The following is a 25,356-nucleotide window of genomic DNA, read 5'->3' as shown; positions in this document are numbered from 1 at the left end:
TCGGAATAATTAAGCGTCTTGCATGAGACGGGAAATTTCTTGTGCCGTGGCTAGCGCGCGGCGGCCATCTTCACCGCTCACCTGAGTGGCCTTGCCTTGTTCGATGCTGTCGAGGAAGGCAATGATTTCGACTTTCAGGGCATCGTTATTTTCAAAAATGCTTTCCTCGCTTTCAATTTCGGGAATGCCAGGGAACATTTCCTTTTCGCCCTTGCTGTAGAGCTTGAGCGAGCGATTCTGAAAGTCGATGGTGATGCAGGATTCTTCCTGAAAAATACGCATCTTGCGCTCTGTCTTTAAGCTCACCCGGCTAGCGGTAACATTGGCGACGCAACCGCTGTCAAATTCGATGCGGGCGTTGGCGATGTCGGTGGAGTCGGTTAACACTTTGGTGCCCGAGGCGGCGATGCTTTTAATCGGCGAGCCAACCATGTTCTGGATAATGTCGATGTCGTGGATCATTAAATCCAGCACCACATTGACGTCATTGGCGCGCGGGTTAAAGGGCGCAAGCCTGTGGGATTCAATAAATCTTGGTGTACCTAGGCGATCGCCTAAGGCTAAGAGCGCGGCGTTGAAGCGCTCGAGGTGGCCCACTTGAATTAGTAGCTTCTTGGATTTTGCTAAAGCGATCAACTCGTCGGCTTCCGCTACCGTGACGGTAATGGGCTTTTCGATCAACACGTGAATGCCGTGCTCTAAGCAGTCTTTGGCAATCTGGTAGTGATACACCGTGGGTGCCGCGATGCTAACGGCATCTACACGACCGTATAAATCTTGGTATTGGGTGAGCGCTTCGCAGCCGTTTTTTTCCGCGATGGCGGTGCCGTTGGCCAGGTTGGCATCTACCACGGCAACCAGTTCGCTATTGGGTAAACTGGCGTATTTTTCGGCGTGAAATTTACCGAGGTAACCAACGCCAATTACGGCAGTTCTAAGCTTTTTCATCCAAGGGGTGCCTCTGGTTGGAGCCGCGCAAGCGCGATGTCGACAAGCGACCTGTGTCAATGGCTTTTAAGGGCGCTATTGTAGCCCAAGCCTTGGGCAAATGCTTGGCGCCAATGTTATCATTCGGGCTTCACTTTTATGGCGACGCGCTGATCAAATAATGACCAAAAAAATCCTCGAACCCTTTGTCAGTATTTATAAGGGCCCATTAGGCGCAGGTGTTGATGAAGTGGGCCGCGGCCCACTCGCCGGCGATGTTGTGGCGGCGGCGGTTATTCTCGACCCAGCCAAGCCGATCGCGGGCTTGGCTGACTCGAAGAAACTTAGCGAAAAGCGCCGCGAAGCCCTGTTTTCTGAGATTCAGGACAAGGCCTTGGCCTTTTGCATCGCCCGGGCCAGCGTCGCTGAAATTGATAAAATTAATATTCTTCAGGCCAGCCTTCTGGCTATGACCCGCGCCGTAGAAGGCTTGCCCACCCAGCCTGAGCACGTGTGGGTGGATGGCAACAAGATTCCCAAATGGCGCTATGCGGCGGAGGCCATCGTCAAGGGCGACAGCCGCGTGCAGGCGATCAGTGCCGCATCTATTCTCGCCAAGGTAACCCGGGATCGCGAATTAGTGGCGCTGCATGAGCAATACCCAGATTACGGTTTTGCCGATCATAAAGGCTACCCCACGGCCGTGCATTTAGCGGCGCTGGAAAAGCACGGTATCACCCCGCATCACCGCCAGTCTTTTGGCCCGGTGAAAAAGAAGATCGAACAATTGGATTTGTTTTAATGGGTGCATCATTCGTTCATTTGCGTTTACACACAGAATTTTCTTTGGCCGACAGCGTGGTGCGCATCGGCGGTTTAATTGCGCGCCTAAAAGAATTAAATATGCCGGCTTGCGGCGTCACCGATCTCACCAACTTTTACGGTTTGATTAAGTTTTATACCAAGTGTGAAGGCAGCGGCATCAAGCCCATCATCGGCGCCGATTTTCAATTGGCCGATGAAGATGGCAACCCCACGTTGCTGACGCTGTTGGCCATGAATGGCCAAGGCTATAAAAATATTACCGAGTTGATTTCGCGCGCTTGGCAGCACGGTCAGCACCACGGCATTGCCAAAATTCAGCGCAGTTGGGTGAGCGAGCATGCCGAGGGCGTAATTGCGCTTTCGGGCGCGCGCTATGGCGACATAGGTAAAGCCTTATTGGCCGGTCGCGCCGCGCAAGCGGTTGAACTGTTACAAGCGTGGCAGCGCGATTTCCCCAACCGTTTTTACCTAGAGCTAACCCGCACCGGGCGGGAAAACGAAGAGGGTTATTTGCATCAGGCAATTGCGTTGGCAAGCCAATGCCAGTGCCCAGTGGTGGCCACCAACGACGTGCGCTTTTTACACGCCGATGAGTTTGAGGTGCACGAGGCGCGGGTGTGTATCGGCGAGGGCAGGGCGCTCGACGACCCCCGGCGCGAGCGGCGCTACAGCGAGCAGCAATATTTGCGCTCGGCCGAGGAGATGGCGGATTTGTTTTCCGATATTCCCGAAGCCTTGGCCAACACCTTGGAAATTGCCAAACGCTGCACCGTGGATATACAGCTTGGCACCTATTTTTTACCGGACTATCCCATCCCGGATAATTTCGATCAGGGCCCCATTTTCGATATTTATTCACAAGATTTTATGCGCACCGAGGCAGTTAACGCCATGGCCTCGAGTTGGGTCGGGCGCGAGCAAACGCCTGAATATGCGGAGGCGCTGCGGGTAAACTTTTTCTTTCAAAAAGTTACCTACGAAGGCTTGGAGTGGCGCCTCGCGCGCATTCTCGATAAAAACGCGGCCGATTATGCCGAGCGCCGCCAGCTGTTTATCGATCGACTCAAATTCGAACTCGATATCATCATGCAGATGGGCTTTCCCGGCTACTTTCTTATCGTGATGGATTTCATTCAGTGGGCCAAAGATAACGGTATTCCGGTGGGCCCAGGCCGGGGTTCGGGTGCCGGTTCACTGGTGGCTTACGCACAAAAAATTACCGATCTAGACCCGCTCGAATACGATTTGCTGTTCGAGCGCTTCCTAAACCCCGAACGTGTTTCTATGCCCGACTTCGACGTGGATTTCTGCATGGAAAACCGCGACAAGGTCATTGCCTACGTGGCCGATAAATACGGCCGCGACGCCGTTAGCCAGATCATTACCTTCGGTACCATGGCGGCCAAAGCGGTGGTGCGCGACGTAGCACGCGTTCAAGGCAAGAGTTACGGCTTGGCCGATAAATTATCGAAAATGATTCCGCCCACGCCGGGTATGACGCTTAAACAAGCGCTTGAAGAAGAGCCCATGTTGAACGAGTTTCTCGCCACCGACGGCGAGGCACAGGAAATTTGGGAAACCGCGGTTAAGCTCGAGGGCCTTACCCGTAACGTTGGCAAGCACGCCGGTGGTGTGGTGATTGCGCCCACCAAACTCACCGATTTCGCGCCTCTGTATTGCGATGAAACTGGTGCGGGCCTAGTGACGCAGTTCGATAAAAACGATGTGGAATCCGCGGGCTTGGTGAAGTTCGACTTCCTCGGCCTGCGCACGCTCACCATCATTGATTGGGCGGTAAAAATGATCGATCGCGATCGCCGCCTGACCGGTGAAGCGCCGCTCGATATTTCGGCCTTACCGCTGGGCGATGAGCCCACCTTTAAGTTGTTAAAGCGGGCCGAGACCACGGCAGTGTTTCAGCTTGAATCGCGCGGCATGAAAGATCTCATTAAGCGCTTACAGCCCGACAACCTGGAAGACATGATCGCCTTGGTGGCGTTGTTTCGCCCCGGCCCTTTGCAGTCTGGCATGGTGGATGACTTCATTAACCGTAAGCACGGCCGCGCGAAAGTAGCCTACCCAGATGCCACCTATCAGCACGAAAGCCTGAAGCCCATTCTAGAGCCCACCTACGGCGTTATTGTTTACCAAGAGCAGGTCATGCAGATCGCTCAGGTGTTGGCCGGCTACACCCTCGGCGGCGCCGATATGTTGCGCCGTGCCATGGGTAAGAAAAAACCCGAGGAAATGGCCAAGCAGCGCTCCACCTTCGAAGAGGGCGCCGCCGGCCAGGGCATCGATCCAACCCTGGCGATGAAAATTTTCGATCTGGTGGAAAAGTTTGCCGGCTACGGTTTTAACAAATCGCACTCGGCCGCTTACGCCTTGGTGTCTTATCAAACGGCGTGGTTAAAGGCGCATTATCCGGCCCACTTTATGGCCGCCACTATGTCTTCCGACATGGACAAAACCGATAAGGTGGTAACTTTTATCGAAGAGTGTCGGGAGATGGGCCTGACCTTGATGCCGCCCGATGTAAACAGCGGCGAGTTCATGTTTAACGTCAACCCCCAAGGCCAGATAGTGTACGGCCTAGGTGCCATTAAGGGCTTGGGCGAGGGGCCGGTGGATAATATTATCGCCGCCCGCGCCGAGGGTGGGGCCTTTACCAGCCTGTTCGATTTCTGCGCCCGCGTCGACCCGCGTAAAGTGAATAAGCGTGCGCTCGAGGCGCTGGTGCGCTCCGGCGCCTTTGACAGCATTGGCCCACAGCAAAATTTAGATTACGACCGCGCCGTATTGTTGGCGGCGCTCGGCGAGGCGGTAAAAGCCGCCGAGCAAAGTCACGCCAATGCCAGTGCCGGCATGATGGATTTGTTTGGCGAAGTGGTGCCAACCGCGAGTCATGAAAATAGCGATGTCTACAGCGAGTTCCGCCAGGTGCGCAGCTTCACTATGCGCGAGCGCTTGGAGGGTGAGCGCGACACCTTGGGGCTCTACCTCACCGGTCACCCCATCGATGAATATCACCGCGAGCTCAAATACCTTGTCTCCAACCGTATCGCCGATTTGAAGCCGGAAAAATCCAACCAGCGTATTGCCGGCTTGGTGGTTGCCTTCCGGGTGATGAAAACCAAGCGCGGCGATACCATGGCCTTTGTGTCTTTGGACGATCGTTCCGGCCGGCTCGAGATTGCGCTGTTTTCCGATACCTACAATAACTACCGGGATAAGGTGGTTAAGGATGCGCTGCTGGTTATCGAGGGGCAGGTGAGCCACGATGATTATTCCGGCTCCTTGAAAATGCGCGCCGAGTCAGTCAGCACGCTGGCTGAGGCGCGGTCTGGCTTGGCGCGGGGGATTCATATGGAGTGGCAAGCGGAGCAAGTTGCAGATGGTCATTTAGCGCAATTGCGCGGCCTGTTGAATAATCACCGCGGCGGCAATTGCCCGGTAACGGTGGATTTTCGCAACACCAGCGCGCGCGGTCGCATACACTTTGGCAGCGAGTGGCAGGTAAATGCCTCGGAGGAGTTGCTGGAGGCGCTGCGGGATATTTTTGGCGCTGAAAAAGTGCGTATGGTTTACTAAAAATCAATTTTCGAACAGATGTTTGATCTAAAAGTACTAAAAAGGCAGGCGTTTCTGACAAAACGCCTATGGATATAGGCCTTTTTCACGCCCGTCAAGGGTGACTCGAGTGCGCCTTTCGCGTATCTTTAGCGGCATTTTGAGCCCTTTCAAAAGGGTAGAATTATTCAAGGGTGCGAGCCCCGTAACCAAAGACAGGCGAAGATGAACCTGAATTATCTGGATTTTGAACAGCCCATTGCCGTCCTCGAAGCCAAAATCGAGGAACTCCGTTTGGTCGGCTCTGATAACGACTTAAACATCACCGAAGAGATCGGCAAACTTCAAGAAAAGAGCAAAAAACTAACCGCCAGCATCTACTCGGATTTAACCCCGTGGCAGGTAGTTAAAGTCGCTCGCCACCCGCAGCGCCCCTACAGCTCAGACTACATTTCGCGCATCTTCACCGATTGGGATGAGTTGCACGGCGACCGCCACTTCGGCGACGACCACGCCATCATCGGCGGCGTTGGCCGTTTAGACGGCAAGCCCGTTATGGTGATTGGCGAAGAAAAAGGCCGCTCGGTGCCGGAAAAAGTCATGCGTAACTTCGGTATGCCGAAGCCCGAAGGCTACCGCAAAGCCCTGCGCTTAATGGAAATGGCCGAGCGCTTCAAAATGCCGGTATTAACCTTAATCGACACGCCCGGTGCCTACCCTGGTATCGACAGTGAAGAGCGCGGTATCAGTGAGGCTATTGCCCGCAATTTGGCCGTTATGTCGCGCCTGCGCACGCCGATTATTTGCACCGTTATCGGTGAAGGGTCCTCTGGTGGCGCCTTGGCCATCGGTGTGGGTGATCAGCTCAATATGTTGCAATACTCCACCTATTTCGTCATCAGCCCAGAAGGCTGTGCCAACATCATTTGGAAAACCGTCGAAAAGGCGCCCGATGCGGCCAAGGCCATGGGTGTAACCTCAACCATTCTGGAAGAGCTTGGCATTGTCGATGAAACTATCCCCGAGCCGTTAGGCGGTGCCCATCGCAACATCGAACAGATGGCGATGAACTTACAAGGCAAGTTGATCGATCAAGTGGATAGGCTTTCCGCCCTTAGTCTCGATGATCTGCTCGACAAACGCTACAAGCGTTTGATGAGTTACGGTAATTAGCGTTTGAGTTAAGTGTTTAAAAGAGGTCGCGTAATGCGGCCTTTTTTTTGCCTGGTGGTTTTGAGTTAATTTAGGAAAGTGCTTTAGGTTTAGGTTTAGGTTTAGGTTTAGGTTTAGGTTTAGGTTTGCGCGGGTTGGGTACAATAATTGAGGTTAGTGCGCGAGCCCTTTCCCCAGCCACTTCACCGCTCAATCAATATGTCCTATATTGACTCGCTCTCGCCACTTCCCTGTGGCTTGTGAAGTGGCTGGGGAAAGGCTTTTGCAGAGGCGGCGCGAGGTTCCGCGGGGGTGGCTGGCTTGAGTTTTATGCGTGGTGATCTGGAGTTATCGGCTTTCAATGCCCGATCAAACTCTCGTCGATTTGATAGGTGGATAAAAGGCGTATTGCCTTGCGGATAGCTAGTATGGAGTGTGGTAACTTACTGACGTTATTAAAACTAATGGGTGCTGTACGAAGGTGCCAAGCTGGATCTGTGGATCTAATCCGAAATATATTACGGACATAATCCACTAATTAACACTGTTATGACCTCTATAGATTGGAGATGGTATGAAGCTTAAAGATTTCATTTCAAATACTCTTTTCGAGATTCAAGAGGGGGTTCAGGAAGCTCAGAGATTGGTTAAGAAGGCCGATACTAGTGGTGTGATAAATCCAGTATGGAAATCCGCTAGCGAAGCCAATAAATCGGATATCCGAGAAGTCCAATTTGACGTTGCGGTTACAGTGATTGAAAAAACGGGCGGTAAGGCTGGCGGTGCTATTAAGGTAATGGGTATAGGGATAGGAGCAGACATATCTGGTGGTGGCGAGAATAGCTACGTAAGCCGAATCCAATTCAGTATCCCAGTAATACCGCCAATGACCGTAGTCAAAGACGAGGTTTGATAAGTCATAATAAGCGGTTGTAGGTTCGCCGCACAAAAAACGTGCGGCTGCGACGGCTTACGCTTCGCTCCAGCCGCGCCTAAACCGGGCGTTATTCATTGGGGCTATTTAGATGACGTGCAAAGGTTGCGGTAAAAAAGCTTCTCTTGTTAAGGCACACGTAATTCCCGAATCGTTTTTCCGGAGTCTTAGAAATACTGAAAATACGCTTAAAGTACTTACAAACGTTGAGGGTCAATATACAAAGCGAGCTCCAGTAGGGGTTTATGATAAAAATATTCTATGTGGGGTATGTGAAAAAAATTTCAGGATGTTGATAATTATGCCGCGACCATTTTAATTGATAATGATCAGATAGTAGAACTTATGCATTTAGGTGAGGTGGTTGGTTATAAAATTAGGAATATAGACTACTCTCTCCTTAAGCAATTTGTATTGAGTATGTTGTGGAGAGCTTCTATAAGCGATTCCTATTACTACAAAAAGGTAAAATTAGGACCTCTTGAAAATAAGGTTAAAGAGTTGGTCTGGAATAAAGATATCGGTAGTGTAGATGAGTTTTCGTTTGTTCTAGCAAAATTTCAAGATACCGGAACGGTGTCAAAAACAATGCTTGACCCCCATCAGGAGCGGTGGTGGGGCAGACGATATTATAGGTTTTATTTGTCTGGCTATGTCTTATATGTGAAGGCTGATTCACAAAAAACGCCAGAAGAATGGGCAATATTCATTCCTAGCAATAATGAATTGATTCTTATATCCAGGGGGCGTATTGAAAACTCTAAAGAATACCCTTTACTAGTTAAGATTGCTCAGAATAGTGGGTAAGCATAACAATGCGTTCAGCCATCAGCAACTAGCGCTGCCTAGACCACCGCTGCGTTGCTCGCGTCGTGGTTTCACGCTACGCTACCACAAAACCATTAACACAACTCCGGCCGGTTAACGCGGTGTCAAGGTGCAAATCAGAGTTCGTCAACCAAATACAAGGAACGTTATATGCAAGAATCGCAGTTAAAAGAGTATGTAGTCCGGAATTTTTATAAAGACAAAGGGCAATATCAAGGTGAGTGGGCAAAATTAACACCGGAAGGAATATATGAATTGTTGAAGCAGCATAGCGGGCACAGTAAACATGCCGCTAGAGAACTGTTATTCAAAATGACCGAAAAAAATTGGACGATCGCTGCAACCATGCATAATGGAGGCTTTGACAAAAATGCACCGTTTCACATTACAGTCAGGTTGAAAGGGCAGTCGGCTCACCATCTGAATTGTAAGGTTAATGATTGCGGCAAGGTTTATTTGTACGAAATTACAAATAAGCCAATAAATTACAATTAATTGATTGATTTTCGATCGGTGGAAATAATAGGAGTTTTGTTGTGGATAGGTGTTTTCTTAAGAGCCTTTTTCTACAGCTTCGTTAACTTTACAAAGGAACTGTGCCGTGAATAAGAGCGTTAAATCTCTAGTAACTATCATATTAATAATTTTAGCAGTCTCATCAGGGGCGGCGTGGTATGATTTTGGAAGAGTGTTGAGCATTGGGGAGCACTTGAGATAACAGTATTTGCTGCGTTAAGGGTCGCTCAGATAAAGAGACTTAATTCAAGTAATGGCGATGATTTCAAAAGTGTAATTGGTTTTTTTGAATACTATGTAGATCACGGTTTGAATCAGTACAGCTTGTATGATGAAAGTAGAAGTGAGTTATGGGGTAGCCTGCTAGCGGATGATTATGAAGCGTTTTTGGTTCATGCAGCCAAAGTGGCAACAGTATACAGAGTTAAGAGTCCTGAATTCGAAGTCATCGTGACAATTGACCCGCTACATTATGCGAATCGAAAGCTAGCCATTGAAACGCTTACCAAATAAAGTTAGCAACGGTGACCAATTCGTAGCTATCGCGCGGGACTCACTAGCGCTCTCGACTGCCACGGGCATTACGTTGCTGCGGAAAGATTGTGAGCTACGAAGATTGAATAGTTTGCTTCATTGATCTTTTAGGATTTAGGTCTGCTATTGATCAGTTATTATCTGAAGATTGGGTAATATTTAGACTTTAAGAAGCCATTCATGCTTTAAAGACTAGAGAAGTCTTGATTGAGACTTGCGGTAATTTCAGTCTTTCTTTCTAGTTAAGGCCGGGACTGTAAGGACATCTAAAGATGTCCTTCAAGGTGATCTGGGAGAACATTGCTGCAGCCTCTTTAACCACCACTAGGAGTGAGTCGAGAAGCTTGTGTAAGTACCATTCTATACCGGCCAATTTATAGTTAATTACAGCCGCATTTAGATTAGAATTACAACACCATAAGAACTCGATGAACCCTCACCAAGGAAGAATCATGTTATCGCTATTCTCCAAAATATTAAAAGTACTTAATTCAGAGGCCTCGCCCTTCCAAATTGGTTGGGCTGTCGCCTTAGGGGTGTTAGCGGGTTTGTTGCCCTTTGGCGCTTTGACCTTGCTCATTCTTTTACTGGTGTGTTTGTTCACCATCAATATCTCGACCTTTTTACTGGTGTGGACGCTGAGTAAAGGTTTGGTCTGGTTACTGGCGGCGCCGATCGAGCAGTGGGCTTGGGGGCTGGGCCAAAATGCCGGCGTGCTTGCGGTATTAGCGGATAGCGAGTTTTTGCAGTTCTTACACTTACACCACACCTTAACTTTTGGCGGCCTGATTTTGGGCTTGGTGTTGTTCGTGCCGCTGTTATTCACCAGTGTTTGGTTGGTGCGGCAATATCGCGTGAAAGTGATGACCAAAGTTCAGAAGTTTCGCATTGTGCAATTATTAAAAGCCAGCAAATTGGCGCAACTTTACAGTCAGGCCTGAGGAGATATTTATGATACGCAAATCTGGATGGCTAGTGCTGTTGTCAATGCTAGTGGTTGTGAGTTTATCGGTGGTTTTATTTGCCGGTCGAATGATTAAGTTCGGCATGGTGAGTGCGCTAGAGGAGGCGGTGCAAGCTGAGGTTAATGTTGATAGCGTCAGCCTCAACTTCGCCCCCTTGGGTTTGGAAATTGTGGGTTTGCAAATAACCGACCGCGCCAACCCCACGCACAATAGCGTGAGTTTTGCGCGCGCCGCCGCAAGTCTTGAGCTTTGGCCTGCATTACTGGGTTATTGGATCGTCGATGAGTTAAGCGTTGATGGCATGGCTTACGGTTTAGCGCGAAAGTCGCCGGGTGAGGTTTATCATCGCGCAGAAAAAGATGAAGAAGCGAAGCAGGGCTTTACCGTTGGTGCGCAAGATCTGCCAGATCAAGATGAATTAATTGCGCGCATGGATTTAAAAACACCGGTTAAGGCGCAGGCTTTGGCGGATGTGGCGAGTGAAGAGATGGCGGCCTTGGGCCAGTTGCAAAATCAGCTACCGAGTGAAGCGCAATTAAAACAGTATGAAGCGCAAATTAAAGCGCTCACCGATAGCAAAATCAAAGATGCCAATGATCTCGCGAAAAAAACGGAAGAACTAAAGGCGATTAAGGCACAACTGGAACAGGAACAGGCCAAGCTTAAACAGCTATCCAAGCAGATTGTCGCCAGTAAAAACAAGCAGCAGCAGGCACTGGCGGAACTCAAAGCGGCCAGTGATAGCGATTGGGACAAAGCGCAGCAGTTGGCAAATTTGAGTGACGGTGGTTTGGCTGGTATCGCGCAAATTCTATTGGGCGAAGCTTGGGCGGGCAAGTTAGCGCAAGTGCAGGCGCTCTATGCGATGGTTGAACCCTACCTCGACCAAGGCGGTGCCTCAGGTAAAACACAGGCGGACGAAACAGCGGGCGATGAGCAAGTTTTACCCAACCGACTATTGCCACTGCCGCACCAGCCTTACCCTGACTTTTTAATTAAGCAGGCCAATGTGAGTTGGTTAATGGCCGGCGGTGAGGTGGCCATGAAAGCCAAAAATATTACCGCTCAGCACGCGCTGATTAACAGCCCAACCACCTTTACCATGCAGGCAGCGAACTTGCCGAAATTAAAGGCATTCAACCTCAACGGTGAGCTGGCTATTCTCGACCAGCTGAAAAGTAAGTTGACTTGGGCGCTAAGTGATTATGGCTTCGAGCAATTGGCTTTGGGGTCGGGCAATACCAGTCTGCAGCTGTTAGCTGGATCGCTTACGAGTGAGGGTTCCTTAGCTTTGCTCGGTGATCAAATTACCCAGAAGTCGAACTTCACACTCCTGCAGCCGACCTTTGAAAAAGTGGGTGGGGATGCGATGGCGCAGCTGGTGGATGTATTAAACAAGCAGCAAACTTTACCCTTTGCGATTGCCGCTAGCGGCAGTATTGAGGCGCCGAAGGTTCGCGTTAGCTCATCGCTCGATAAATTATTTGCCGATGCCGTGTCTGGTAAAGCGAAAGAAAAAATTGCCCAATACCAAAGCTCGCTAAAAGAAAAGTTCGAACAAAAATACCAAGCTGCACTTGCGAACCAAGGCGATTGGGCGGCGCAAATATCGGCGCAATCGAGTCAGGTTGACAGTGTGGAATCAAGCATTGAAGAATTGCTATCGGCCCAGCTCGCCGGTGTGGAAAGCCAAGCTAAAGATAAACTTAAAGATAGTTTATTGAAAAAGATGGGCGGTAATTAATGCAGGATAACTCGAAACCTACGGGCTATAGGCCCGTTAGGTTTCGTGTGTTTTCTAGGTTTTCACAGAATCGCTTGCTCAATTCGATGTAAAAAACTTACCTTGCGGGCTTTCGGGCGAAAATTGATTGACCTCCATGGCTGCTTTACGCCGCGCCGATACTTCCATTAATTTCTCTAGCGGGTGTTTGCCGTACAAGCCGATGCGCAGGGTTAGGGGTGATGTTGGCGCCGCAAGGCTAAATCTACCCATGATGGTTACCTGTGTTATAGCTACTTGGGTACTAGCAACTTGGGTATTAGCGACTTGAGTCGTCGTATCTTGAAGCGCTTGGTGGTCTGTCACCGGCGACAGCATAACGCCCTCTAGCGCGCATTGGCCCTCTGCATCCTGCAGGGTGATTTCTCGCTTTACCGCCTGCACAATCTCGGCTCTATGCCGATTAAATTCGAGCAAATTTATGTCGCCGCTATTGTCGTCGTCGATCCCCTGAAAACTAGATATGGCTAGAGATAACACCATGAAGGCGCCGTCATCGACAATGTTGAGAGTGCCGTGCTGAGCAACCATTAAATGGGCTTGGACTAAGGGTGAAAACAACAGGCATAAACATAAACCTCGGGTCAGTTTATTTACCCTCTTGAACGGGTTTGCCATCGCGTGAACTCCATAGGGGTTTAAGGCTTGCGCCGGGTTTATAGGTCGCCTTTTACACAGCGCTGAAAGTAGGGGTAGCTGTCGGTGGCGTAGTAGTGATAGATACCCGCGGGGAATTCCGGTGTGACGCCGACGCGGCCATTGCACGCATCCAAATCACCCGAGCCCTCTACGAATTCCCAGTCTTGTTTAAAGGTACCGAGCGGATAGTTTGTGGTTGATGGACGATTGGCGCTGACGCTGCTCACCAGTTGATAACTTCCCGCCATGGCTTTGAGCGTTGAGCTGGCGTCGCTTGCATCGCTGTAACCATAGCGGGCATAAATAGGGAAGCCGTCTGCCGCCCAGCCGATCAAGGTCATGGTGTTGCTATTGCCGCCACGCTTTGTGATAAAGCCCTCGGGCATGCCGTGGTAGTGGTAGGCACCATCGGGCTGTACATGGGCGTTGTTGTCGTCAGTGCCAAAGTCGAAATTTGACTGCCCTAATGCTTCGATGCTCCAGCTGCCGGAATTATCGCCGAGGCTGCAGTAGCTGCCTGAATCATTGCAAGAGCCGCCGGTGCCGGCATCAATTTTTACCCCATTGAGTACGTAACCGGTTGCGCCACGGGGGCCACCGAGCTCGGTGCTGGCTGCGGTTTCAACGGGTGTTAGCGTGTAGCTGGCCGACACATCTTGCTCGGAAATAGTGTTCGGGTTGTTTGGGTTTGGGAAAGTCCCGACGGCGTGATCGGGGATGCCATTGGCCGTTAAGGTGCGGCTTGTGGCGCTGCACGTCCAGGTGGCGTAGCTGGTATAGCTGAGCGATGGCTGGGTGTTAAGGGTCGTATCATCGTAGTCGCACAGGGTATCGGCTGTACTGAGTTCAGTGCCAGTGCCAGTGCCAGTGCCAGTGCCGGCATCGGCGCTGCTTGAATCAGTAGGCGTAGTGGCGGTGTCGGCGCTGTTACTGCTGCCACCGCAAGCGTTCATCAGCGCTAGCAATAAAAGCCCGCCGCCGAGGGTGAGAAATTGCGCGGGTTGGGTTTGCTTTAGCATTGGCGTGTGTCCTATTTATGTCTTATGTCACATTGAAGATCGCATTCAAGCAATAACGCGGGGCCTAGGCATCAAGGTGCAAACAAGCATTAGCAATTACCTAGGTAACCACCGTGAAGATTGACGATAAAATGTGCAAAAAAGATGACTAGATTGTGCTGAAAAAGGTCAAGTAAAAGCGGGTCACTTCGGCTGCGAGCAGGAGCGACTAGAGTCGGTTGCCCCAGACCGCGCCCGAGATTTTCTGGGTATTTTCCATAATGATGAATCAAGGGGTTGATGCCGGCGATAGGTTCTTCTGGATAGTGCCTTTGATTAACTACAGTCCTAATTTCCGTGCGTGAAACTGCTGCTTGACATTTTTGCGACTGGTGTCGCATTATTGCGACATGATGTTTATTTTATCGCTTGGCCTAGATTCTGCCCCGGCGGAACTAACTAATCTCGGATGTCTCTATGGATACGCAACGACCTTCTCCCACAGAGTTGATTTTGCTCAAGGCGCTCTGGCGTAAAACCCCCTTGAGCGCGAAAGAAGTGCATGAGCAAGTGGCGGCGGAGCTGGCTTGGTCATTCTCTTCCACCCGCAAAACCCTCGACCGAATGTTGGAAAAGGGCTTCGTCAGTGCCACAGAGGTTCACGGCACCAAAGTTTTTCGGGCCGAGCTGGGTAAGGTGCAGACCCTGGCCAATTTTGTGATGGATTTTTCCCAGCGAGTGCTAGAGGTAAAGGGGCCGCTTCCAGTTTCGATGTTCGCCCAGAGCGAATTATTGAGCGCGTCAGAAATTGAAGATCTCGAGCGCCTACTGTCGAGCGCTGAGAAGAGTGAAGGCGGGGAGGCCAGCGACCATGAATGAATTATCTAGTCTCTTTATTCCCTTCTTTTGGTGTTGTGTGGTTTTTATCGGCTTTAGTGGATTGGTCTTTGGGCTGGCGCAGCTGGCGGAAAAGTGTTGGCCTAATTCGCCGCAGTGGCGCAGCCTTTGGTTGCCTGCAGTGGGCATTTGTTGGCTACCCCTGGTGTTATTTTTTCTTCCCGCCTTTCCGCCTAGCGAGGCGATTATTGTGTTGCCGCCTCTTTTAGAGGCTGGCCCTGGCGGCCTTGTTGGCGTTGCTGGCGAGACCGGACTATCGAGTTCAATGTCCTCGGTGACGCTCTTGGTTTGGTTGTTGCTTCTTGGCTTTGTCGTTGGCGCAATGGTCAAGCTGGCCGTATTGCTGCTCCAAATTATAGGTTTGCACTATCAAACCAAAAAGGCCATAGCGCTCGAAAATTACCTCGGTTTGCCAAACCAACACCGACGTTACTTCGAGCGCGTTCAGAAAAAAATGCAGCTTGAATTGCTTATTTCAGAGCAATCTGTTTCGCCCTACGTCTTAGGTCTGTGGCGTCCGCGCTTGGTGTTAACGTCAGACGTCGTGCGTACCTTGCCATTGCAAGCCTTGAAACTGATCGTTCGGCACGAATGCACCCATATTCGTCGCTATGACTATGCCATGGTATTGCTGGTGCAGCTCAGTAATTGTTTGGCCTGGTTCAACCCTTTTTATCGCAGCCTTGTCGATCGGCTGCACTGGTCCATCGAGCTAAGTTGCGATCGCCAAGTGTTGCAAAAAAGGCCCAGGCAAAATCACCAATATGCCAAGGCCATGGTGTCGGTGCTATCGCTTATTTCCCAGTGCCAACAAACACAGTTTGTCACCTTTACCCATCACCAAAAACGGAGTGTTCGCATGCGCATTACCACTATATTACAGCCCGTGAATTCCTATTCCCTAAGCATGGCTCAGCGCTTAATCATGCTGTGTGGTTTTGTAACCTTGACCGGCGTGGCGGTTCTAGCCCAATCGAGTGCGGTAATTGCCGCGGAAGTTAGCCCCACTGTATTTCAAAACCCTGTGCCGGCAGCGCGCGTGAGTTCGAGTTTTGGCCAGAAAACCGATCGCTTTCATAACGGTATCGATCTCGCCATCGGCACCGGTGCCAAGGTCGTTGCGAGCGCTGGTGGGCGAGTGTTGGTATCTACCGATGTTTACGACAATAAGGTCAACTACGGCAAAATTATCATCATCGAGCACGCCAATGGTTTGCGCAGCCTTTATTCCCACTTGGATAGTCGCGTGGTAGCAAAAGGTGACACTGTCGCCGCAGGGCAGCTCATTGGCACCGTGGGCGAAACCGGTAAAGTGACGGGCCCGCATCTACATTTCGAAATATTGGATGGCGACAACCGCCTAGACCCAGCTCAGTTTATTGGCTTACCGACACCAAAAAATCTCGTCCGCCGCTCCGGCCTCTCCGCGATTTAATCTGGTCTGGGGTTTAATTTTGATTGGCCATTTAAGTGGCTAGGCATTTGATGTGAATAGCATCGTGCGCAGCCACGGTTAGGCTCGATCTAGCCCATCCAATGCCTTGCGCAGCTAGTCGCGCAAGCCTAGTGCTCCAATATTAAGTGACCGCCATTTTTTTCGGTATATAACCCACCGGTTTAAAATGGCAAAAAATATTGGCAAAGCTCTCGCCTTTTAGCGCGGTTGGACGGCCGTGGGTGAGTCGGGCGCCTTCGTAGAAAATGACCTCGCCGGGTTTTAGTAGAACGTGATGGCTGCGATAATAATTGTCTTCAATATAGAGCGGCCAATCTTCGTCCACTTGCTGCGCGACATTAATAATAACGCTGATGATGTGGGTCTCTAATCTATCGCGATGGGTTTTTAGTAATGCGTCGCGATGGTATTCGCGGATACCGTATACGTAAGTTGGCTCCAGGCTTTGGCCACACCAGGCCTCTAGCAAGGGTTTCATGGCGTCGTGAATCTGTGCTCGCAAGGTGGTGCTGAGTGGTATCAGGCTGCTGGGGCTTTTTGCTTGCTTGGCGTTAATAATAAAGCCACCGTCCACATGTTCCGCTTGCGCCCTAGCTCTTTCGGTTTGGTAAAAGCTACTGATGTCAGTAAATAGTTTTTCCGGTATTTGGGTTTTATAGAAACCCTGTTGGGTGTAATTTGGAATAAATTCATTAGCTTCCTTGGTAAACATTCCCGCGTTTGCGCCTGTGTGGCTGCGAGTGCGAAACCACTTGGTGATAACGGCTTTGTAGCCGCTGGCAAGGGGTAAAGCGTGGTGTAGGCTATTGGGGTTGGGTGAACCATCGGCGTTTAAGCTGTTCCAAATTAAGGCCAACCCTTGTGTGGGCTTACACACAGTTTGAATTTTCGGAAAGTGGGTTTCGCCGCCCTGTGTCGCGGTGTTTAGATAAATCATCACGGTAAAGGTGCGCTGCCCCATCACGGCTGCATGTTGCGCCATTTCATGGCTTTCAAAATAATCTGTGTGCGGCTTAAACTCTTGCCCCGGATCATAGTGCTGGCCTTGTAGTGGTTCGCTAAAGGACTGAGCAATGCCGAGCAGCTTGCAAATACGCAGGTCGATAGCTTTTACCAGCGCGTCATTCAACTGACCAAGGTCGCAAGTTTGACTGGTGCGAAACGCCGAGTCCTGCTCGAAACTGGAAAGGGTAGAGGGGCGGCATTGGGATTTAATGAGTGCGACCAGGTGTGCGCACTCGGCCTCCGTTAAAAAGTTCTCAAGCTGATAGAGCTCGAGAAAGTCTGAATCGACCTGCTGTGCATTGGGTATAAAAAGATGGTTGGCTGCGATGGCTTGGCCGTAATTTTGCTGAGCCGCTTCGGCCGTTTGCGCCTGTGCCGATCTAAAGGGGTTTACCAATTTGTTAAAAGCGACTGCTGGCCGGTATTGCATTTCTTGGCTGATGGCCTCAGCACAGTAACCTTCGTCGAGCAATATTTTAAAAATACCATCTTTGCAGCGCCCAGCGTCGACGTTGGTTTTGATCCAGTTGCGCCAGCTCTCGTCAAATTGGGTTTTCATCTCATAGCCACTTATACAGCGTTAATTTTTATTAGATTTTTACACTGAGTAAACTGTACCTAGAAGTGCATAGGCTTGGATAGTCTTTTTTCAGTGCAGATTCGGGCAGCGCAGCCATAGAAATCTGTCTGATAGATTCTATGGCTGGGTTATGACTGTCGGTTTAGGTGCGCTGGGTTATTGCGCGGCCTCATTGTGATCAATTGGCTTGAAGCGATCTTCAATCGAGCTGATGTAATCTTCACTTAGCCCGTTGCTATGGGCTTCATCTTGTTCGAACTGATATTCGGCCAGTGGCAAGGTAATTTGAAACTCTACACCGGTAATATCCAGAGGCAGGAAGCGAATGTGGCTGGATTCCGCTTTGTTTTCTACTTCCAGCGCCCAGCGCGGTGCATAGCGCAGGCCAGGTTCGATAAATTTTTGCAGATCTGAAGCGTCCAGCTGGTTAAAGGCGAAGGTCTTGCCGTTACTGTGGGCTGTGATTTCAATGCTCACCAACCGCCGCTTAAAGGCCCAGTCGATACAGGCTAAGGGAGGGGGAATTTCGCCGTCATTGGCTGCGAGGGTTTTATTCTGGCAGAAAATACTATCGCTATCGACCCGTGTCTCAATGACCTTGGTTTGGATTTCATTGCCTTCGAAGCCAATGCCCTCAAGCTCTAAGCGCAGCGAATAGCTCTCTCCTTGGTTGCTGATATTTTTATGACTGATCTTTCCCTCGTAGCCGGTAACAATTTGCTTGACGAAATAGAGCCCTAAACCTTTGCCGTGTACATCTTTGGCGCGGCGCGTGGTGTAGCCTAATTGGTAAATTTGCTCGGCACTCTCTGCCGGTACATGGGGGCCATGGTTGTAGACACCAATCTGTAAACTTTGCGCGTCGCGTGTAAGTGACAGGGAGACTTTGTTATAGGCTCTGCTTATTTGCGCGTCAGTGTTTAGCTCGATACTTGCCTCATTGGTATAGTAGAGCGCGTTTTTCACTAAATTCTCGATGACTAATACAATGTGGTTTTCATTGCCAAGCAACTCGCAATCTTTACTTAGATATAATTGGAATTGGCTGTCCGCTTGGGTGTGGAAGAGGAACTCGGTATTCTCGTTAATCACCGCCTCTTCGCGCATTTTCATCAGCGGTAAAATGGCTCTTAACAGCGCGTTGTGGGCGAGAAAAGTGGGCGTATAGGGGATGGGTTCCGCTTGGCTGTTGGGGTGCTGCTTTTGCAGTTGAATTTGATAATAGTATTCCTCACACTCGCAAATATGGTTGTTGATGTGCAGGGCGATATTGTCGGCTGTTGATAGGTCCAACAAGTCCCATAGGTAGCTGAGGCTGGTAAGTGCCTCGGGGTAGATGGGGTTGTCGGCTTCCGTGTCAGCGGCAGATTGCAAGGCGTTTAAAATCTTATCGTAGCAAATGATGCCGTTGTGCCTAACTTCGGCGGCAATGCCTTTGAAGTGTAGAAATTTTTCATCGTACTCAATGTATTCGAGTAGCCGGTCGCCAATAAACGCTTTTAATTTTTCAGTTTGGTTGGAGTAGGTGTGGGCTTTGCGTTGCAGTTGGCGTTTGTTCTCGATTAAGTCGTTAAGCTGGGCCTTGAGTGCTTGCGAGTTCTTGATGTAATTCTCGCGCCGGTTGTAAAACAGCCGCAAGTCTAGCAGCCACGTTAACATAGCCACGCCGACAATAATCAACTCCAATTGCGGCGTAAAAAATTGTGGCAGAGTTTGAACTAGATGCGAGGTTAGCTGACTATTGCCGATAAATAAATAACAGGCCATTGTTAGCAAGAGAAGACTGCCCAGCCAGGGGTAGGCGATGCGTTGAATTTTCATGGGGCTTTCGAGCTTGTTGTTCATAGGGCCACTTAGTCTATTTATTTTTCCAACGATGAAAGAAATCTACGCCGCCCGTTAGCACTTGGTTGGCGTGAGTTAGCTGTTTTAAGGCTGCCAGTAGTAAGCGCCTTGATCGCCCGCGGTAACAATACCTTGCTGGGCTTTGCAGCGGGATAAGAAGCTTCCGGTTCCGCCCTCGGCGATGTCGAAGGCTTGGCGCAAGGTTTTAATATGCTGGCGATAATTTGCGTAAGAGAACTTTTCCAGATCGGCATCCAACGCCTCAGCCATGCTAAAGGTGGTCACTGCACGTGGAGAGCGTTGCACCAAATGTTTTAATATTTTTCGCGGCGTCGGCGCTAGGGCTCGTTTTGGGTTGTTCGGGTTCATGAGCTTTACGCTGCGCCAATACACATTCCACATAACCAGATCGATGGTTAAATCACCGGATACCAAGGTGTTCTCACTCGGGCTTTCGGTCACCTGTTGCTGACGCAATATGGCCTTGATGCGCCAACACAGCACTTGCTCGACGTTGCGCTGATGCTTGGCGATAAAATCTTGCGTGCTCGCCTGCTCAAACGCCGTTGCTTCGATCTCCGTGCCGCTGTGCTCAGACAAATAGATAATGGGTAACCTCGGCCATTTTTTTTGCAGCGCTGCAGAAACACCAAACCCCGCTTCATCATTACCGTTCATGCGCGCATCCAATACCGCAATATCCGGCGGCGTGGCTTTATTGGTTAGCGCTATTTGTTGTTTTGCGGCATCGGCTAAGCGGTGTACCTGTAAGCTGTTGGGTTGGCCGTCGAAGTCGGTGTTTTGCAGTATGTCGGTAAATTTTTCGATCCAGTGGCTTTGATCTTCAACCCAGAAAATGGTGGCCATAGTGTGATCCTGTTCACATTCTTGTTTTGCTCAGTGAAATTATCACCGATTTTTCACAGCGACTTTTTATAACTGATACTCAATGTCGGCAAAGCTTACTGTAGCACCTGCTGACCCACTTGATATTAGCGCTCGGGAGACACCTTATGTCTAATGATCTGTTACTGATTTGGTCTAGCCAGCCTGCCATATCTTTGGCTATTTGGCTGGGCGTACTGGTGTTGGTGATGTATTTGGGCCGGCACCAATCCCATCAATTGCTGCGTTTAACCGGCTTCAGCGCTCATCAGGCCATGCGGCTTTGTGCTAAATCCTTAAATAGCTGGCAAACCAGTTTAAGTAAACGCAACAAAGAAATATTGCTGGCCGGTGGTGAAGCGAGTACGCGGCGCACGATTGAACGAGAGTTTGTCCGCGTTAATGGCATTATCTCGCGCGATTTGGGTCATTATCCTACTTTGCATCGGCAAATCAGCGATGCGGTCAGCAAAATCGAGAAAGATTATGATGCTACCATCGATACGCCGCCGACACCGCCGGCTTGGTTGGATGTGGTGGCCACGGTGGCGGCCATTCCACGCACCGGTGATCCGGCCATCGTAAAAATCTTGGATAAAATTCACGACACGGTTGAATCCGCACACGAAGAAACATTGCGGGCTTATTTGAAGAGCAGCCAACAAGCACACAAAATTCTCGGCAAGATGCAGCCCTTGTGGCGCCAAGTGATCGATGATTTGGGGCAAGTGAAAGGCAAGGTGGATAGCCTGGAAGACAGTGCGCGCGTCATCGATCAACATATGGTGCGCTACGAGGCAATTAATCAACAGGAAGCTCGGGCTGTATCCGCCCTGGTGTCGTCCTCATTAACGCAATTTTTTATAGCCGGTTTAGTGTTGGTTATTGCGGTGATGGGTGGGCTCATTAACTTCCAGTTAATTGCCATGCCTATGTCGGAAATGGTCGGTGGCACCAGTTACATTGGCGCTATGAAAACCTCGGATATTGCCGCGCTGGTGATTATTCTGGTGGAAATTGCCATGGGTTTATTTTTGCTCGAGTCCCTGCGCATTACCCATTTATTTCCCATTATTGGCTCCATGGATGACAAAGTTCGCCGCCGCATGATGGTGATTACCTTGGTGATTTTAACGATTCTTGCAACTGTCGAGGCGTCTCTGGCTTATATGCGCGATCTGTTAGCACTGGATCGCGAGGCCTTGACACAATCGTTAGCGGGGGCCAGCGTGGTCGACGCAAATTTCCGCTGGATTCCCTCCCTGGGGCAGATGGTCATGGGCTTTATTTTGCCTTTCGCGTTGGCCTTTGTCGCCATTCCGCTGGAGTCGTTTATTCACGCCTCGCGCACCGTGTTTGGGCTTATCGCACAAGGACTATTGCGCTTGCTCGCCGTGCTCGCGCGATTAGTCGGCTCGCTGTTTAATCACGGCTTTAAAATTCTTATTCATCTCTATGACCTCGTCATCATGGTGCCGCTCAGTATTGAGCGCTTGGTCGCGAATTTAAAACAGCCAAAGCCGCGCGCGCAGCCGGTATTTGAACCAGAGATCCATGAAGCCCGAGGATTAGAATTATGAAACAGAGCATTTTCTTGTTGGCATTTTCCCTACTACTCATGGGTTGCGATGAGCAGCGGCCCAGCAACCGCGCGGTGTACTTTCTTATTGATACGTCTGGCACCTACACCCAGGAACTCGAGAAAGCGCAGACCATCGCGAATTACTTGCTCGCTACCTTAGACAGCGGTGATTCCATTGCGGTTGCGCGCATCGATAGCGGCAGTTTTAGCGAGAAGGACATTGTTGCCAAGGTGACTTTTGACGAGCGCCCGAGTGTGGCGAACCAGCAGAAACGCGGCTTTAAATTGAGTTTGGATCAGTACGTTAAAAGCGTTACTGCCGGAAGTCGCAACACGGATATCACAGGTGGTTTATTGCAGGCGACAGAGTTTTTAACGGAAACCGGCGCTGGTGAAAAAACGGTGCTTATTTTTTCGGATTTAGAGGAGGACTTAGTTAAGGGCCAGGTGAGAAATTTCCCGATCACCCTAACCGACATTCGCGTTGTTGCCTTAAATGTCACTAAGTTGCGCAGCGACAATATCGATCCGCGGGATTATCTAAAGCGGCTAGAGCAATGGCAGCGGCGGGTAGTCGACGGCGGTGGTCAGTGGCAAGTCATGAACGATTTGGAGCGGCTCGATACGCTCATTGCCGCGCGATAAGTCGCGTGGATTCAATGTTTCTGCCAGCGCAGCCATGGATGGCAGCGCTTTTTTAGTGGGGTGTCCGATGCAAAGACCGGCGTGAAGTACGGCCAGTCATGCACTTAGGGGATTCAAAGCTTTAGGACTTAGAACTCAGGGCTTAGGACGTGGCTCTATTCACTTGGCCTATGGCCTCGGGGCCAAAGCGCTGCTCTAAATACGCAATAATGGCCTTTGAGTCATACAGCCATTCCACTTTGCCACCTTCCTCAATGCGCAAGCAGGGCACTTGTAAATCGCCACCTTGCTCAATCAGTTCTTTGCGGTAAGGTGACCCTTCGTTCACATTGCGGGTTTGAATGGGCAGGTTTAGGCGGCGCAGGGCTCGGCGGGTCTTGATGCAAAAGGGGCAGGCATAGAATTGGTATAAGGCCATATGAGCCAGTTGTGCCATTACCTTGGTTTGTTCCGGCTTTGAGCGTTTCATCGGGCTTGGACGAGTCAGAAAATCGATGAGGATGATAACGCGGCCAAGGCCTTCGCGGACAATCTTCAGTAACAACTTCATTGGGCTTCCTGGGTCGGTGGCGTAGAATGGCGCGCATTATAGGGTATTCTTTAACCGGTATTAATGCTTTTTGTGGAGAAATTGAGGATGGCTATCGCGAGTGCACGGCATATCTTAGTAAAAACCAAGGCCGAGGCCGAAAAGTTGAAGCAACAGCTGGCCAAGGGTGAGGATTTTGGCGTTTTGGCAAAAAAGCATTCGCAGTGCCCATCTGGCAAGAAAGGCGGAGATTTGGGCGAATTCAGGCCCGGGCAGATGGTTAAGGCCTTCGACAATGTGGTGTTTAAGAAGCCCGTGTTAGAAATACACGGGCCGATTAAGACGCAATTTGGCTTTCACCTCATTCAAACCATCTATCGCGATGATTAGGTGCGCGCCGTGGTGGGGGCGTTGGGCTTAATCAAACAGGCCGGTGCGGTTAGCTTTTTTAGCAACCTTAGCGGCTTTCTTTTCTTTGGGTGATAACAACGCCTTTTTCTTGGTGTTTTTGGTGCTCTTTAATTCTTTGCTCATTGCACTTGCTCCTAGGCCTTGGCCTTTTTAAACGGACAGACAATTAAACGGACATACATAAAGAACTGACAGTCGAACGTGGCAAGAAGGCTGCGAGAGGCTAACTGAGATGGCGTTAGAGGCAGCCGACCACGTTGATAACTTAGAAGGTTATGGGCGCAATGTCTAGCGCCAATGTGAAATAATTTTTCACCGTCCCGATTAAAAATTATCAGGCCTTTGGCGCCAGCTCCGATCGAATGGTGTTAACTGCGGTTAGCAACTCGGTGACGTTTTGATAGCGCTGCGCGGGTTCTTTTTCGAGCATTTTTTGCAGCAGGCGATCCACTGCAACTGGGGTTTCGTAGCGCAAGCTAGACAGCAAAGGCGCCGCTTGGGTGATGTGTTTTGTTAATACTTGGGTGGTGCTGCCGGTGAAAGGTAGCTCGCCCGTTAACATTTCGTACAGTGTAATACCCAAGGCATAGATGTCGCTGCGGTTATCGGTGCTTTGGCCGGCCGCTTGTTCGGGGCTCATATAGCCCGGCGAGCCAAGAACTAAGCCATGCTGGGTTTGGGTGATTTGCGCCGCGGACTTGGCGATGCCGAAGTCGCCAATTTTTGCCACCCCTTTCTCCGTAAACAGAATGTTTTCAGGCTTAATGTCGCGGTGCACGATGTTGTTGCTGTGGGCTGCCGCTAATCCATCGGCGATATCACTGAGTAAAATAATGGCGTCGGAAAAGCTGAAGAAGCCCTTAGCTCTAATTTTGTCCGCCAGGGTGCCGCCAGACATTAATTCCATCACCATCCACAGCTGGTTGTTGTGTTCGAGTAGATCAAAAATCGAAATGATATGAGGGTGGTTCAAGTTGGCAAGTGCGTGCGCTTCCTCGCGAAAGCGCGCCACCATGGCCGCATTGTCGGCGTTGTGGGTGAGCAGTTGCTTAATGGCCACCTGTCTTTTGAGGCGTGTGTCGAGCGCTTGATAGACAACCCCAGCACCGCCGCTGGCCAGTGCTTTTACTACTTGATAGCGTTGATCTTCACCAATGCTGGTGGCTTGTAGGTGTTGTGTTTCGGGGAGAATTAGCGTGGTGTGCTGGGTTTGTTCGGCGTCTGTATCGCGCATCAGCGTGGCTTGCCCCTGAGGTGCCGATGGCAAAGGCGTAACGCTATAGTTCAGCGCCGATTGTAAATGCTGTTGTTTGGTGGCGGTGTTAGGGGCAATAAGCGCCAAATTTTTATAGGTCTCTGCCTGCGCTTGTGCAGCGCGCAAGGAGGGGCCCAGGTGGCTAAACAGTAACCATAGGGGTATGCCGAAAAGGCCGTAGCAGGCAGTTAAGAAAGCGTGGTAGCGGGCGTCTCTGAGCGGGTGCTTATGGCTCACACCGGGTGCGAATACTTTGACAATACGCTTACCCAAAGACTGCGCCGGTGGCGGGTAGAGCGCATCTGCTAAGGCGCCGCAAACACTGGGTGCGCCAGCAAGTATAAATACCAGCACCAAGACCGCTGCTAGCTGTGCCTTGTGTGCCGATAACAGCCACATTTTTAACACAAGGGGCTTGCGTATCAACAGCTTAAGCTGTTGCAAATGGCTTGCGCAAATATCGGTAAAGGGCTTGAAGATCATGCGGGCATTGGCTTGAATGGTCGTTTTTAACGCGCTTTTAGGGCGTGCTTAAGGAGGCGACATGGTAATGGCTTTTAACGGTGAACTAAAGGCCGCTGGCAAAAAATGCGAG

At 50.4% G+C, this 25,356-nt stretch carries 21 protein-coding genes; 13 read left to right on the top strand and 8 right to left on the bottom strand.

The genetic code is table 11. The features are described 5' to 3' along the window. Nucleotides 1-9: 9 nt before the first annotated feature. A complete protein-coding gene (locus QWY82_RS16400) occupies nucleotides 10-948 on the bottom strand; it encodes a Gfo/Idh/MocA family protein (RefSeq protein WP_290264546.1) in 939 nt (312 codons plus the stop codon). Between the two features lie 160 nt (nucleotides 949-1,108). On the opposite strand from QWY82_RS16400, the gene rnhB reads away from it, so the two are divergent. From rnhB to QWY82_RS16360, 8 genes are all read left to right on the top strand, one after another. Then, nucleotides 1,109-1,729, top strand: coding sequence for a ribonuclease HII (gene rnhB, locus QWY82_RS16395; protein ID WP_290264544.1), 621 nt, complete (start codon nucleotides 1,109-1,111; stop codon nucleotides 1,727-1,729). Further along, nucleotides 1,729-5,343: a DNA polymerase III subunit alpha gene (gene dnaE, locus QWY82_RS16390; protein WP_290264542.1), complete on the top strand. Its 3,615-nt coding sequence runs from the start codon at nucleotides 1,729-1,731 to the stop codon at nucleotides 5,341-5,343. Before rnhB ends, dnaE begins: the two co-directional genes overlap by 1 nt. Nucleotides 5,344-5,547: 204 nt before the next feature. Next, nucleotides 5,548-6,495: an acetyl-CoA carboxylase carboxyltransferase subunit alpha gene (locus QWY82_RS16385; RefSeq protein WP_290264539.1), complete on the top strand. Its 948-nt coding sequence runs from the start codon at nucleotides 5,548-5,550 to the stop codon at nucleotides 6,493-6,495. A 553-nt stretch (nucleotides 6,496-7,048) separates the two neighbouring features. Further along, nucleotides 7,049-7,387 carry a hypothetical protein gene (locus tag QWY82_RS16380; RefSeq protein WP_290264537.1) on the top strand — a complete coding sequence of 113 codons (339 nt, stop codon included), beginning with the start codon at nucleotides 7,049-7,051 and terminating at the stop codon, nucleotides 7,385-7,387. A gap of 366 nt (nucleotides 7,388-7,753) precedes the next feature. Next, nucleotides 7,754-8,215, top strand: coding sequence for a hypothetical protein (locus QWY82_RS16375; RefSeq protein ID WP_290264535.1), 462 nt, complete (start codon nucleotides 7,754-7,756; stop codon nucleotides 8,213-8,215). 171 nt (nucleotides 8,216-8,386) lie between these two features. Then, nucleotides 8,387-8,731, top strand: coding sequence for a hypothetical protein (locus QWY82_RS16370; RefSeq protein WP_290264534.1), 345 nt, complete (start codon nucleotides 8,387-8,389; stop codon nucleotides 8,729-8,731). Between the two features lie 1,007 nt (nucleotides 8,732-9,738). Then, nucleotides 9,739-10,227, top strand: coding sequence for a TIGR03546 family protein (locus QWY82_RS16365; RefSeq protein ID WP_290264532.1), 489 nt, complete (start codon nucleotides 9,739-9,741; stop codon nucleotides 10,225-10,227). 10 nt (nucleotides 10,228-10,237) lie between these two features. Then, entirely contained in the window at nucleotides 10,238-11,995 is a 1,758-nt protein-coding gene (locus tag QWY82_RS16360) for a TIGR03545 family protein (RefSeq protein WP_290264530.1), read from the top strand. A 78-nt stretch (nucleotides 11,996-12,073) separates the two neighbouring features. On the opposite strand, the gene QWY82_RS16355 is transcribed toward QWY82_RS16360, so the two are convergent. After that, nucleotides 12,074-12,652, bottom strand: a complete 579-nt coding sequence (locus tag QWY82_RS16355; RefSeq protein WP_290264529.1) for a hypothetical protein — start codon at nucleotides 12,650-12,652, stop codon at nucleotides 12,074-12,076. Between the two features lie 38 nt (nucleotides 12,653-12,690). After that, nucleotides 12,691-13,692, bottom strand: coding sequence for a YHYH protein (locus tag QWY82_RS16350; protein ID WP_290264527.1), 1,002 nt, complete (start codon nucleotides 13,690-13,692; stop codon nucleotides 12,691-12,693). Between the two features lie 456 nt (nucleotides 13,693-14,148). Here QWY82_RS16350 and QWY82_RS16345 point away from each other — a divergent pair, with 456 nt between their 5' ends. Next, nucleotides 14,149-14,550 (top strand): BlaI/MecI/CopY family transcriptional regulator, encoded by a 402-nt coding sequence (locus tag QWY82_RS16345; RefSeq protein ID WP_290264525.1) that lies wholly within the window; start codon nucleotides 14,149-14,151, stop codon nucleotides 14,548-14,550. Next, entirely contained in the window at nucleotides 14,543-16,003 is a 1,461-nt protein-coding gene (locus QWY82_RS16340) for a M23/M56 family metallopeptidase (RefSeq protein ID WP_290264522.1), read from the top strand. Before QWY82_RS16345 ends, QWY82_RS16340 begins: the two co-directional genes overlap by 8 nt. Nucleotides 16,004-16,145: 142 nt before the next feature. Here the strand turns inward: QWY82_RS16340 and QWY82_RS16335 are convergent, their stop codons facing one another. The 3 genes from QWY82_RS16335 to QWY82_RS16325 form a co-directional block, all read right to left on the bottom strand. Continuing rightward, nucleotides 16,146-17,588: a 2OG-Fe(II) oxygenase gene (locus tag QWY82_RS16335; RefSeq protein ID WP_290264518.1), complete on the bottom strand. Its 1,443-nt coding sequence runs from the start codon at nucleotides 17,586-17,588 to the stop codon at nucleotides 16,146-16,148. Between the two features lie 177 nt (nucleotides 17,589-17,765). Continuing rightward, complete coding sequence (locus tag QWY82_RS16330) at nucleotides 17,766-19,454, bottom strand: sensor histidine kinase (RefSeq protein WP_290264517.1); 1,689 nt, start codon at nucleotides 19,452-19,454, stop codon at nucleotides 17,766-17,768. Between the two features lie 84 nt (nucleotides 19,455-19,538). After that, the gene (locus tag QWY82_RS16325; protein WP_290264514.1) at nucleotides 19,539-20,321 is read right to left on the bottom strand and encodes a response regulator; all 783 of its coding nucleotides are present in this window, start codon (nucleotides 20,319-20,321) and stop codon (nucleotides 19,539-19,541) included. Nucleotides 20,322-20,467: 146 nt separating this feature from the next. On the opposite strand from QWY82_RS16325, the gene QWY82_RS16320 reads away from it, so the two are divergent. Next, nucleotides 20,468-21,919 carry a hypothetical protein gene (locus tag QWY82_RS16320; RefSeq protein ID WP_290264512.1) on the top strand — a complete coding sequence of 484 codons (1,452 nt, stop codon included), beginning with the start codon at nucleotides 20,468-20,470 and terminating at the stop codon, nucleotides 21,917-21,919. Further along, nucleotides 21,916-22,566, top strand: a complete 651-nt coding sequence (locus QWY82_RS16315; protein ID WP_290264509.1) for a vWA domain-containing protein — start codon at nucleotides 21,916-21,918, stop codon at nucleotides 22,564-22,566. The genes QWY82_RS16320 and QWY82_RS16315 overlap by 4 nt, the downstream gene beginning before the upstream one ends. 142 nt (nucleotides 22,567-22,708) lie before the next feature. Here QWY82_RS16315 and QWY82_RS16310 read toward each other — a convergent pair whose 3' ends face one another. Next, nucleotides 22,709-23,116 (bottom strand): glutaredoxin family protein, encoded by a 408-nt coding sequence (locus tag QWY82_RS16310; protein ID WP_290264507.1) that lies wholly within the window; start codon nucleotides 23,114-23,116, stop codon nucleotides 22,709-22,711. A gap of 87 nt (nucleotides 23,117-23,203) precedes the next feature. Between QWY82_RS16310 and QWY82_RS16305 the strand changes: the two genes are divergently transcribed. Next, the gene (locus tag QWY82_RS16305; RefSeq protein WP_290264504.1) at nucleotides 23,204-23,485 is read left to right on the top strand and encodes a peptidylprolyl isomerase; all 282 of its coding nucleotides are present in this window, start codon (nucleotides 23,204-23,206) and stop codon (nucleotides 23,483-23,485) included. Nucleotides 23,486-23,840: 355 nt separating this feature from the next. On the opposite strand, the gene QWY82_RS16300 is transcribed toward QWY82_RS16305, so the two are convergent. Then, nucleotides 23,841-25,244: a serine/threonine-protein kinase gene (locus QWY82_RS16300; RefSeq protein ID WP_290264501.1), complete on the bottom strand. Its 1,404-nt coding sequence runs from the start codon at nucleotides 25,242-25,244 to the stop codon at nucleotides 23,841-23,843. Nucleotides 25,245-25,356 lie beyond the last annotated feature (112 nt).

The sequence above is a fragment of the Simiduia curdlanivorans genome (assembly GCF_030409605.1).
Lineage (GTDB): Bacteria > Pseudomonadota > Gammaproteobacteria > Pseudomonadales > Cellvibrionaceae > Simiduia > Simiduia curdlanivorans.
The sequence above is the reverse complement of the archived record's forward strand: the minus strand, read 5'-3'. Positions and strand labels throughout refer to the sequence as shown.

Coding starts and splice junctions, on each gene's coding strand:
- QWY82_RS16400 (WP_290264546.1), bottom strand. CDS start 948: ATGAAAAAGCTTAGAACTGCCGTAATTGGCGTTGGTTACCTCGGTAAA.
- rnhB (WP_290264544.1), top strand. CDS start 1,109: ATGACCAAAAAAATCCTCGAACCCTTTGTCAGTATTTATAAGGGCCCA.
- dnaE (WP_290264542.1), top strand. CDS start 1,729: ATGGGTGCATCATTCGTTCATTTGCGTTTACACACAGAATTTTCTTTG.
- QWY82_RS16385 (WP_290264539.1), top strand. CDS start 5,548: ATGAACCTGAATTATCTGGATTTTGAACAGCCCATTGCCGTCCTCGAA.
- QWY82_RS16380 (WP_290264537.1), top strand. CDS start 7,049: ATGAAGCTTAAAGATTTCATTTCAAATACTCTTTTCGAGATTCAAGAG.
- QWY82_RS16375 (WP_290264535.1), top strand. CDS start 7,754: ATGCATTTAGGTGAGGTGGTTGGTTATAAAATTAGGAATATAGACTAC.
- QWY82_RS16370 (WP_290264534.1), top strand. CDS start 8,387: ATGCAAGAATCGCAGTTAAAAGAGTATGTAGTCCGGAATTTTTATAAA.
- QWY82_RS16365 (WP_290264532.1), top strand. CDS start 9,739: ATGTTATCGCTATTCTCCAAAATATTAAAAGTACTTAATTCAGAGGCC.
- QWY82_RS16360 (WP_290264530.1), top strand. CDS start 10,238: ATGATACGCAAATCTGGATGGCTAGTGCTGTTGTCAATGCTAGTGGTT.
- QWY82_RS16355 (WP_290264529.1), bottom strand. CDS start 12,652: ATGGCAAACCCGTTCAAGAGGGTAAATAAACTGACCCGAGGTTTATGT.
- QWY82_RS16350 (WP_290264527.1), bottom strand. CDS start 13,692: ATGCTAAAGCAAACCCAACCCGCGCAATTTCTCACCCTCGGCGGCGGG.
- QWY82_RS16345 (WP_290264525.1), top strand. CDS start 14,149: ATGGATACGCAACGACCTTCTCCCACAGAGTTGATTTTGCTCAAGGCG.
- QWY82_RS16340 (WP_290264522.1), top strand. CDS start 14,543: ATGAATGAATTATCTAGTCTCTTTATTCCCTTCTTTTGGTGTTGTGTG.
- QWY82_RS16335 (WP_290264518.1), bottom strand. CDS start 17,588: ATGAAAACCCAATTTGACGAGAGCTGGCGCAACTGGATCAAAACCAAC.
- QWY82_RS16330 (WP_290264517.1), bottom strand. CDS start 19,454: ATGAACAACAAGCTCGAAAGCCCCATGAAAATTCAACGCATCGCCTAC.
- QWY82_RS16325 (WP_290264514.1), bottom strand. CDS start 20,321: ATGGCCACCATTTTCTGGGTTGAAGATCAAAGCCACTGGATCGAAAAA.
- QWY82_RS16320 (WP_290264512.1), top strand. CDS start 20,468: ATGTCTAATGATCTGTTACTGATTTGGTCTAGCCAGCCTGCCATATCT.
- QWY82_RS16315 (WP_290264509.1), top strand. CDS start 21,916: ATGAAACAGAGCATTTTCTTGTTGGCATTTTCCCTACTACTCATGGGT.
- QWY82_RS16310 (WP_290264507.1), bottom strand. CDS start 23,116: ATGAAGTTGTTACTGAAGATTGTCCGCGAAGGCCTTGGCCGCGTTATC.
- QWY82_RS16305 (WP_290264504.1), top strand. CDS start 23,204: ATGGCTATCGCGAGTGCACGGCATATCTTAGTAAAAACCAAGGCCGAG.
- QWY82_RS16300 (WP_290264501.1), bottom strand. CDS start 25,244: ATGATCTTCAAGCCCTTTACCGATATTTGCGCAAGCCATTTGCAACAG.